This is a genomic window from Pseudomonas sp. PICF6, assembly GCF_009831705.1.
Classification (GTDB): domain Bacteria; phylum Pseudomonadota; class Gammaproteobacteria; order Pseudomonadales; family Pseudomonadaceae; genus Aquipseudomonas; species Aquipseudomonas rhizophila.
This window is the reverse complement of record NZ_WUUD01000033.1, coordinates 60,495-70,458: the sequence shown is the minus strand read 5'-3', so window position 1 is coordinate 70,458 and position 9,964 is coordinate 60,495. Positions and strand designations below refer to the sequence as shown.

10 protein-coding genes are annotated in these 9,964 nt (G+C 61.1%); all 10 read right to left on the bottom strand.

The window, feature by feature from the left end; translation table 11 throughout:
* Positions 1-707 (bottom strand): radical SAM protein (locus GSM73_RS27870; RefSeq protein ID WP_372241407.1); only part of this gene is annotated, 707 nt, incomplete at its 3' end.
* Complete coding sequence (gene pqqD / locus GSM73_RS23080) at positions 679-954, bottom strand: pyrroloquinoline quinone biosynthesis peptide chaperone PqqD (RefSeq protein ID WP_047228106.1); 276 nt, start codon at positions 952-954, stop codon at positions 679-681. The genes pqqD and GSM73_RS27870, both read right to left, overlap by 29 nt.
* Complete coding sequence (pqqC, locus tag GSM73_RS23075) at positions 951-1,703, bottom strand: pyrroloquinoline-quinone synthase PqqC (RefSeq protein ID WP_047228105.1); 753 nt, start codon at positions 1,701-1,703, stop codon at positions 951-953. Before pqqC ends, pqqD begins: the two co-directional genes overlap by 4 nt.
* A 210-nt stretch (positions 1,704-1,913) precedes the next feature.
* A complete protein-coding gene (gene pqqB, locus GSM73_RS23070; RefSeq protein ID WP_047228104.1) occupies positions 1,914-2,825 on the bottom strand; it encodes a pyrroloquinoline quinone biosynthesis protein PqqB in 912 nt (303 codons plus the stop codon).
* 81 nt (positions 2,826-2,906) lie between these two features.
* Complete coding sequence (pqqA, locus tag GSM73_RS23065; protein WP_003177660.1) at positions 2,907-2,981, bottom strand: pyrroloquinoline quinone precursor peptide PqqA; 75 nt, start codon at positions 2,979-2,981, stop codon at positions 2,907-2,909.
* Positions 2,982-3,152: 171 nt separating this feature from the next.
* Positions 3,153-5,591: a pyrroloquinoline quinone biosynthesis protein PqqF gene (gene pqqF / locus GSM73_RS23060; RefSeq protein WP_160893930.1), complete on the bottom strand. Its 2,439-nt coding sequence runs from the start codon at positions 5,589-5,591 to the stop codon at positions 3,153-3,155.
* A 55-nt stretch (positions 5,592-5,646) separates the two neighbouring features.
* A complete protein-coding gene (locus GSM73_RS23055) occupies positions 5,647-6,441 on the bottom strand; it encodes a carbon-nitrogen hydrolase family protein (RefSeq protein ID WP_047228102.1) in 795 nt (264 codons plus the stop codon).
* Positions 6,442-6,453: 12 nt separating this feature from the next.
* A complete protein-coding gene (locus GSM73_RS23050; protein WP_076383427.1) occupies positions 6,454-8,136 on the bottom strand; it encodes an NAD(P)/FAD-dependent oxidoreductase in 1,683 nt (560 codons plus the stop codon).
* A 212-nt stretch (positions 8,137-8,348) separates the two neighbouring features.
* On the bottom strand, positions 8,349-8,810 hold the full coding sequence (locus tag GSM73_RS23045; RefSeq protein ID WP_024779396.1) for an Lrp/AsnC family transcriptional regulator: 462 nt from the start codon (positions 8,808-8,810) through the stop codon (positions 8,349-8,351).
* Between the two features lie 199 nt (positions 8,811-9,009).
* Positions 9,010-9,964 (bottom strand): alanine/glycine:cation symporter family protein (locus GSM73_RS23040; protein WP_160894080.1); only part of this gene is annotated, 955 nt, incomplete at its 5' end.

The following is a 9,964-nucleotide window of genomic DNA, read 5'->3' as shown; positions in this document are numbered from 1 at the left end:
TGGGCCTCCAGTCTGGCGCGGTATTCGTTGGTGATACGTTCGGCGCGCACCAGTTGTTCCCGGGTGGGCAGCAGGCCGACGCGGTTGAGCTGCGCCCAGCCGTAGAACTGGCAGGTGGCGAGTTCGACGAAGTCGGCTTCAAGGGCGATGCACAGCTCGATAATGCGGTCGATCTTGTCGATGTTGTGCCGATGGGTGACGAAGTTCAGCACCATCGGATAGCCGTGGGCCTTGACCGCCCGGGCCATTTCCAGTTTTTGCGCGAAGGCTTTCTTTGAGCCGGCCAGCAGGTTGTTCACCTGTTCGTCGCTGGCCTGGAAACTGATCTGGATGTGGTCGAGGCCGGCCTTTTTGAAATCGCTGATTTTCTGCTCGGTCAAGCCGATGCCAGAGGTGATCAGGTTGGTGTAGAAACCCAGCCTGCGCGCCTCGGCGATCAGTTCGGCCAGGTCCTGGCGCACCAGCGGCTCGCCGCCGGAAAAGCCCAATTGCGCGGCGCCCATCTCACGCGCCTCGCGAAACACCTTGAACCACTGCTCGGTACTCAGCTCCTTGCCTTGCTCGGCGAAGTCCAGCGGATTGGAGCAGTACGGGCATTGCAACGGGCAACGGTAGGTCAGCTCGGCCAGCAGCCACAGCGGCAGGCCGACTTCAGGCTTGGGCGGCAGGCTTGTGGCGTCAGACAAGTTCGATCCAATGCTCTGCACGGGCGACCTCCATGAATTGCTCGATGTCGTCACCGAGTTCCGGCACGTCGGGGAACTGTTTGGCCAACTCGCCAATGATGGCGGCCACATCCCGTTCACCGTCGATCAGGCCGCCAATAAGCGAAGCGCTGTCGTTGAGCTTGATCATGCCTTCAGGATAGAGCAGCACGTGGCCCTTCTGTGCCGGCTCGTACTGGAAACGATAGCCGGGGCGCCAGCGTGGGGTCTTGCTGCGATCGAAACTCATAAGGTAATTCCTTTGTGCCACACCCGTTGCCCGGTCACGCTGTGATAGGGCGGGCGGTTCAATTCGTAGGCCATGCTCATGGCATCGAGCATGCTCCAGAGGATGTCCAGTTTGAACTGGAGAATCTCCAGCATGCGCTCCTGGCCTTCGCGGGTGGTGTAATGCTGCAAGGTAATCGCCAGGCCGTGCTCCACGTCACGCCGGGCCTGGCCCAGGCGGGTGCGGAAATATTCGTAGCCGGCGGGGTCGATCCAGGGGTAATGCTGCGGCCAGCTGTCCAGGCGCGACTGATGGATCTGCGGTGCGAACATTTCGGTCAGGGAGCTGCTGGCGGCTTCCTGCCAAGAGGCGCGGCGGGCGAAGTTGACGTAGGCATCCACCGCGAAGCGCACGCCCGGCAGCACCAGTTCCTGGGAGCGCAGTTGATCGGGATCCAGGCCAACCGCCTGACCCAGCCGCAACCAGGCTTCGATGCCGCCGTCTTCGCCGGGCGCGCCGTCATGGTCGAGCAGGCGCTGGATCCACTCGCGGCGGATTTCCCGGTCCGGGCAGTTGGCCAGGATCGCGGCATCCTTGAGTGGGATGTTCACCTGATAGTAAAAACGGTTCGCGACCCAGCCCTGGATCTGCTCGCGAGTGGCGCGGCCCTCATACATCGCCACGTGATACGGGTGATGAATATGGTAATACGCACCCTTGGCGCGCAGGGCCGCTTCGAACTCGGCGGGGGACAGGGGGGTGTCAGTCATTGCGGTTCTCCGGGCAATTCCCGTGGATTCTGTGGCGTCAGGGTTGGCCCCATCGCGAGCAGGCTCGCTGCCACACTTGATCTGTAACGCATGAAATATCCGGTACGACTCAAACTTCTGTGGGGCGAGCCTGCTCGCGATGGCGTCTCATCAGCCATCAGCGATTGGCTGACTCAGCGCACACCCACTCCCACAATCGTCGCGCCCGTCCTACAACTCAATACTCATTCCGTCGTAAGCCACTTCAATCTTTCGACGTACAAGCTCGGCCCGCTCGGGCGAGTCTTCGTCGAGGATCGGGTTGGTATTGTTGATATGAATAAGGACCTTGCGCGGCTCGGGCAGTTGCTCCAGCACTTCGATCATCCCGCCAGGCCCGTTCTGTGCCAGATGGCCCATCTCGCGACCGGTGCGGGTGCCGACGCCACGACGCTGCATTTCATCGTCGTCCCACATCGTGCCGTCCACCAACAGGCAATCGCTGCCGGCCATGATCTCCAGCAAAGGCTCGTCGACTTTGCCCAGGCCTGGGGCGTAAAACAGCTTGCCGCCGGTGCGCAGGTCTTCGACGATCAGGCCGATGTTGTCGCCTGGGTGCGGATCGAAGCGGTGCGGTGAATAGGGCGGCGCTGCGCTGCGCAGCGGCAGGGGAGTGAAGCGCAGGTTCGGGCAGGCCGGGATGGTGAACGGCTGGTCGAGTTCGATGCGGTTCCAGCTCAGCCCGCCGTTCCAGTGGGTCAGCATGTTGAACAGCGGAAAACCGGTGCTCAGGTCTTCATGGACCATGTCGGTGCACCAGACTTGATGCGGGCAGCCTTCGCGCAGGCTGAGCAGGCCGGTGGTGTGGTCGATCTGGCTGTCCATCAGAATGATGGCGCCGATACCGGTGTCCCGCAGTGCCCGACCCGGTTGCATCGGGGCGAATCCTTGGAGCTGGGCGCGAATGTCCGGGGAGGCATTGCACAGCACCCAGTTCACGCCATCATCGGAAATCGCGATGGACGACTGAGTGCGTGCCTGGGCTCGCAGGCTGCCGTTGCGAAAACCTGCGCAATTGGCGCAGTTGCAATTCCACTGGGGGAAACCGCCGCCGGCGGCGGAACCTAGAATCTGGACAAACATGGCCGCTCCATCTGCAAACCGAAATAAAAAACGCCCCGGCTGACCGAGGCGTTGTGCTGCGCGTTCAACCGCCTGCAGCAATCAACGGCTGGCGAAGTACATGGTGACTTCGAAACCGATACGCAGGTCGATATATGCGGGTTTGGACCAAGACATGGAAATACTCCTTTAGGTGGGATGCTGTCATCAGGATGGGTCGGTTGAGACCTATACATATAGTCCACCTCCGAAGGGAGATGTTCAGATGCTTAGGCGGCTATGTTACTAAATCTGACATATTCGTTGGCTGCAATTCTCCAAGAAAGCTCATTGCACAGACTGTAATGATCACGGCACCGCGTGCCAGGGCTCTCCAGGGCAGGCTCCATTGGTCAGGCAGTAGCGTGCACTTTCGGCGCTAGTCAGATGCCCCACGGCGTCCATCAGCTGTTCTCGATTCACACGCATGATGGCGTCGGACAATTGCTCTAGATAATCCGACGGATGGCCAGCGAGTTTGCCCTGCCAGAGCAGTTCGGCCGCTTGGGCGCAGGGTAGGGCGGCGCTCTGGAACTGGGCGGCGAGGGCCTGCTGCTGACTGGCCAGCGTCGAATCGTCGAGCTGCTGGAGACGGTCCGGCAGGCCGCTCAGGAACTGGTCGATATGGGCGATCAACTGGGCCGCCGAGGCGCTGGGTGATTGGACACCGAACAACAAACCTGTCTGCCCATCGATCTGCTTCACACCGCTGAACACTGCGTAACCCAACTGCAACTCGACCCGCAGGCGCTGGTAAAACGCTGTTTGACACAGCTGTGCCAGCAACCGCCATGCGGCTTCGTCGCGCAGGGCTCGGGTAGGCGTGGGACAAAACAACAACACGGCCTGTTCGTCGCCGTGGGTCTGAAGGGTGTGCCAGATCGGCTGCCGGCAAGGGGAGGTCGGTTGGGCTTGCTGGCCGGCAATGCCGGGCACCCGGGCCAGCACCGGGCCCATTGCTGCCTGGGTGGCGGCCGAGAGACCGATGGCCAGTGCGTCCCAATGCGCCGTCGTCCACACGCTGTTGTCGCGATCAGGCAGCGCCAAGGCTGACGATGGGGAGTTTTGCTGGCAATGAATCGGCAGCTCCTTCAACAGGTGTCGAATCGGTATCAGCGCAGGTTCGCTCTTCGCTGGCGCCGGCGGCAGTGGTTGTCCCAGCTTCGTCAGAATGTGCTCGAGCACCAAGGGCATCGGTGCCTGCAGGCCAACCAGCTTCAGCAGCCATTGGTCGGCGCAGGGCTCAAAGGTGACTTCCACGCCGGCCTGCTGCGCATCTTCACGCAGATCCTGCAGATGCCGATCAAGCCTGGCCGAGAGGTCGAGCGGGGGCAGCGTCGCCAGGCGCCAGCGCAGATACACCGCGCCTTGCGAGGTGTTGTCCGCCAGCCCTTGGCTGAACTGCATGGGGGAACGTTCCCGCCGGCCCCGGGAGCGGTCCTGGGCGAAGGTGCGCAGACCGCGATGGGCGCTGGTCTGGCCGCGTATCAACCCGGTACGGGGTGGTTCGCTTGTCGTTTGCAGGAACGGGTTGGGCGCGGGCAGTTGCCATTGCCCGGTGACGTGCTCCGCCGGGTGCAATTGCTTGAGAATTTCCCTGAGCCGCGACAGATCGTTTTCCGACAGTTGAACATCACGTTCTTCATTGTCCCAACGGGCCATTTGCAACGCCGTCGCGGTCTCCTGCCGACGTTGCAGGCGGGCGCTGAACTCATCGCGCAAGGGCGCCCAGTCGTCCTGGGCGGCGAAAAATCCCAACCAATCGTGCAGCAATGGCTGAATGTCGTTCAGTGCGTGATCGTTGTCGAGTTTGAACTCGATGTGCAACAGCGCCTGCTCGGCAAACTCGTACAGCGCCGATGCCTTGAGGCTGTCAGCCAGACCGCGTTGACGCAAGGTGGCGAGCAGGCCCCCCGGTTTGCTGTTATTCAGCCATGTGCAGAGAAAATCCATGGTTTGCGGCGAGGCGACGGGCAAACCTTCGAAGGCGTACAGCAGATCGAGACGTCCTGGGCTGACCTGTTGATAACCGGACTGGTGCGATGCCATCAGCTCTGGCGCCGGCTGTCGGGTGACCGCTTCACCCGCAGGCACATCGCCGCTGAACTGCTCGGCCAGTGCCTTCATGGCTTCGATGCTTTGCGGGCCGGCTAGACTCAGCGTCATTTGGCCGCTCTGGTAGAACCTTCGATAAAAGTCTTGCAGTGCCATTTGGAACTCGGCCCGCTGCACCGCGAGGCTGTCGCGATTACCCGCATGGAAACCTCGCAGTGGATGAGCTGCGGACAGTCCTTCGTGCAGGGCCACTTGTCGCTGGGCCGTGGGGTCCTGAGACCAGGCGATGAATTCCGCGTGCAGCACTTCTCGCTCGCGCAATTGGACGGTTTCATCCAGGCGCGGATGGGAGAGCATGTCCCCGAGTCGCTCCAGGCCGCCGGCAAAGGCAGCCGGTGGTAATTCGAAGAAGAAATCGGTGGTGCGATCGCTGGTGCGGGCATTGACCTGGCCGCCATGCCGTTGCACGTAGGTCATCAGGTTCTGCTCTGTGGGAAACCGCTCAGTGCCGAGGAAGAAAAGATGTTCGAGCAAGTGCGCCAGTCCCGGCCAGGCGAGCGGCGCATCATGGCTGCCGACCGCCACCCGCAGCACCGCAGCGCTGCGCTTGAGGCCGGGGACATGGCGCAATGTCACTCGCAAGCCGTTGGCCAGGGTTTCAGTGTGGGGGCAGAAGGAATCGACGGCCGACATGAGCGTTTCCAGAACAGAGAAGCGCTCATGCTAGCGGATTAGGGAGCGTTCTCAATCAGTGTTTGTTCAAGTCGTCGTAAAGCTCAGGGCGGCGGTCATGCAGGTAGTTGTAGGCCGCACGGCAATCCTCCATCAGTTGCCGATCCAGGTCCCCGACGATCAAGGCCTCGTCCAGCCCGGCCAGGGCAGGGCGGCTGCCATCCGGGGCGGCGATGCTGCTTTGGCCGCAGTACTGCAATTCACCTTCATGACCGCAATAGTTGGCGTAAGCCACAAAACACTGGTTCTCGATGGCCCGGGCGCGCACGGTGACATCGGCGATGAACTCGTAGGGTTGCATGTTGGCGGTGGGCACCAGGATCAGTTCGGCGCCGGCCAGGGCCAGGCGCCGGGCGTTTTCCGGAAACTCCAGGTCATAGCAGATCAGAAAGCCGAGCTTCCAGCCGTTAAGCTCGACGATGGGCAGCTCGCTATCGCCAGCGCTGAACATCGCGTGGTCCAGATCGCCAAACAGGTGACTCTTTCGATAATTTGCCAGGCGTTCGCCGTGGGCGTCGATCAGTTGCACCGCGTTGTAAATCTGCCCATCTTCGCTGCGTTCCGGGTAGCCATAGGCGATCGCCAGACTGGCCGCCTTGGCGATGCGAGCGATCTGCTGCGCCCATTCGCCGTTGTAGACCTCGGCCAATACATTCACCGCGTCGACGCCAATGTTGTAGCCGGTCAGGAACATTTCCGGCAACACCAACACATCGGCGCCCCTGGCCTCCAGCGCCACCTGATGCAGGCGTTGCAGGTTGGCGGCCGGGTCCAGCGGCAGCGGTGAACATTGGTAAAGGGCTACACGCATCAAAAACTCCTTTTATTCGGGCAGGGCGATCGGACCGATTTCGTCGAACACGTCACCTGGCCCCGGGTTCTCGGGGTGAGTTTCACCGCCGAAGTGCTTCATGATTCCCCACACGGCATTGAGTGAGGTTTGTACCGCGCCCTCAACCCAGGCCGGTGTCCATGAGACGTCATCGCCGGCGATAAAGATCCCTCGCTGTTCGGCCGGCATGTCGTCCTGCATGAAATGGGCGTACATGCGCTGGTTGTAGCGATAGTGGCCGGGCAGAGCACCTTTGAATGCGCCGAGGAAATGCGGGTCGGCTTCCCAGGAGACGGTGATCGGATCGCCGATGATCCGTGCGGCGATGTCCACCTTGGGGTAAATCTTCTTCAAGGCGTCGAGCGCCAGCTTCACGCGTTTTTCCACCGGATGGGGGAGCATTTTCAGCGCATCGCTCATCCACGAGTACGACAGGCAAATGACCCCTGGCTTGTCATCGCCATTGTCGAACAGATAGGTGCCACGGGTGAGGCGGTCAGTGAGGGTCATGCTCATCAGGTCGCGGCCGGTTTCCGGATCCTTGTCCTTCCAGAAGGGCCGGTCGACCATCACGAAAGTCTTCGACGATTGCATGTAGCGGGTGCGGTCCAGGGCCATCCACATTTTTTGCGAGAACAGCGCCTCTTCGCATTCGATCTGAGTGGTCAGCAGCCAGCTTTGGCAGGTGACCAGCACCGCGGCATATTCGCGGGTGTTGTCCCACACGTCGGTCACGCTGAACCGGCCATCGTCGGCGCGCGCGATGCGCTTCACACCGCTGCGCGGGGCGCCCAGGTGCAAGGAGTTGAGGCTGGTACCTTCTGGCCAGTGCGCGCAGCGCTCCGGCACATGCTTCCAGATGCCATGGGGCACCTGCTCGACGCCACCGACCACCAGATGCTGATGATCGTCGCAATTGGTCATCACCACGCGGAAAATTTCCAGCATCGAATTGGGGAAGTCCGAGTCCCAGCCGCCGGTGCCGAAACCCACCTGGCCGAACACTTCACGGTGCTGGAACGAGAGTTTGGCAAACGCCTTGGACGTGGCGACGAAGTCGTAGAAAGTGCGGTCGTCCCACAGGGGGACCAGGGTGTTCCACAGTTCCTTGAGGCGTGGCACGTCGCGGTCGCGAATCGCCTGCTGGATATCGCCGAAGCGCGAACCGTCCTCCAGCGCATCCGCCCAGGCGTCGGCCACTTCCTGGAACAATGCTGGCAGGTCGGCCAACTTTTGTGCGTAGTAGGTCTGGCCTTCCAGATCGATGACCGTGCTGCCCGAGGCCGGGGTCAAAGGGTTGGGAAACGGTTTGGTCTCCAGGCCCAGTTTGTCGACGTAGTGATAGAACGCCGTGGACGACACCGGAAACCGCATCCCCCCCAGCTCGGCAATGACACCCTCGGCGCCGTTGAACGCTTGTGAGCGCAGGCGCCCACCCATTTTCGACGCTTCGTAGACCACCGGCTTGAGGCCCAGCTTCATCAACTCGTAGGCCGCCACCAGACCGGCGATCCCGGCACCGACAATCGCGACTTCTGCCCCGTGGTTGTGGGCGGGAATACTGCCCAGGCCGGCGGGATGCTCGATCCAGTCGTCAAAAGCGAAAGGAAAGTCCGGCCCGAAAATGGTGATGGGCTTCTTACCGTCTGCTGGGTGGCGATTGTTCTTGTTCATGGCTGACCTTGATTGGGCGACTCGACGCGGCTTTCGCGTCTGAGTATAGGAAAGATGCCAGCCATTCTAGAGAGGGTGAAACACGTTAATAAGACTCAATGTGTCGTCGTTCTGGATTGTTATCAGTCATTTTGATGTGTGGGTTGGTCGTAGTGACGAGGCGGAACCTGCTGGGCATGGACCTTCTGGTGAAGGGCAGTGGGCGGTTCCCTCTAGACCGGCTGCCCCCGATCGATCTTGCTGCTGAGGATGATCGAAGTGGTGGTTTTCTCCACCCCATCGACACTGCCAATCTGATCCAGTAGCTGATCCAGTTGCTCCGGTGAATCCGTGCGCAGCCAGGCCACATAGTCGAATTCGCCGCTGACCGCACACAGTTGTTGGACCTGGGCCATCGCACTCAAGCGCCGCAGCACGTCCTTGCCGGAGCGCGGTTGAACCTTGATGCCGACGTAAGCCTGTAACCCGCCGTCTATCACCCGCTGCCCCAGACGCACGCCGTACCCGGTGATGACCTTGGTTTTTTCCAGCCGCGCCAGCCGCGAAGTCACGGTGGTGCGGGCGATGCCCAATTGTCGGGCGAGCATGGCGACGCTTTCCCGGGCATTGATTTGCAGGGCGGCAATCAGTTGGCGGTCGATTTCGTCGAGGACGGGAGGGCGGGTGTCAGACAAGATGGGCTCCGGCGTGGATATCGGTGGCTGGCATGTTACAGGCTCGCATGCCTTTGCCACCTACTCCATTGGGATGCGCTCGGGAATGCCTGCCACCATGACGTTGGTCATGGTGGCAGTATCCGCAGATTTGACGATGCTGGCATCAGCCCGTTTCAGATGCGGCCACAGCCCAATCCAGGCTGCGACCGGGCCGGGATCATTTCCAGCGATTGGTATCCCATGCCTTGCGGTCGAGATCGAGGTCGGGGAAATTTTCCGGATCGAAGACCGGCCTTGCCACACCGGCTTTCAACTGCGCGCGGAAGTCGTTGATCACCCGTATCGCAGTAGGGAACAGCATCAAAATCGCAATCAGGTTCACCAGTGCCAGAATGCCCATCATCGGATCTGAGAAGAAGAACACCGAGGTGGCGTTCGGGGCCGCGGCGCCGAGGAAAATCAAGCCCAGGATAAACACGCGCAGCACCAGCAGGGCCGGTTTGGATTTGGTGATGGCCGCCAGTGCGTTCTCACCCAGATAGACGTTGTAGATGATGGACGAGAAGGCGAAGAGCAGGATCGCCAGAGTCAACGCGTAGCGCGACCACTCACCAAAATGGCTGGCCAGTGACTGTTGTGTCAGTACGACACCGTCGATACCTGTAGCACCGGCAACATAGACATCACCCAGCAGGATGATGAAAGCCGTGCACGAGCAAATCACGATCGTGTCGATGAAGACCGAGAACGATTGGGTGATGCCCTGGCTGACCGGGTGATGTACCAGCGCTGTGGCTGCAACGTTCGGTGCGGAACCAAGCCCGGCCTCGTTTGAGAACAGCCCGCGGCGCAAGCCTTGTGCAATCGCAGCCCCCATGCCACCGGCGATGGCTTCTTCATAGCCGAAGGCGCTAGAGACGATGCGTACGAAGAGCGCCGGAATTTCACCGATGTTCATCACGATGACGATCAGGGCAAGCGCCAGGTAACCCAGCGCCATGACGGGCACCACGACATCGGCCGCCTTGGCGATGCGCTTGATTCCACCAAAGATCACAAAACCGGTGACAAGCACCAGGAGTGCCCCGGTCACAAGGCGGCTGATCCCGAACGAATCCTGCATCGCGCCGGCCACAGTATTGCCTTGGAAGGCATTGAAGCCAAGGCCGAAG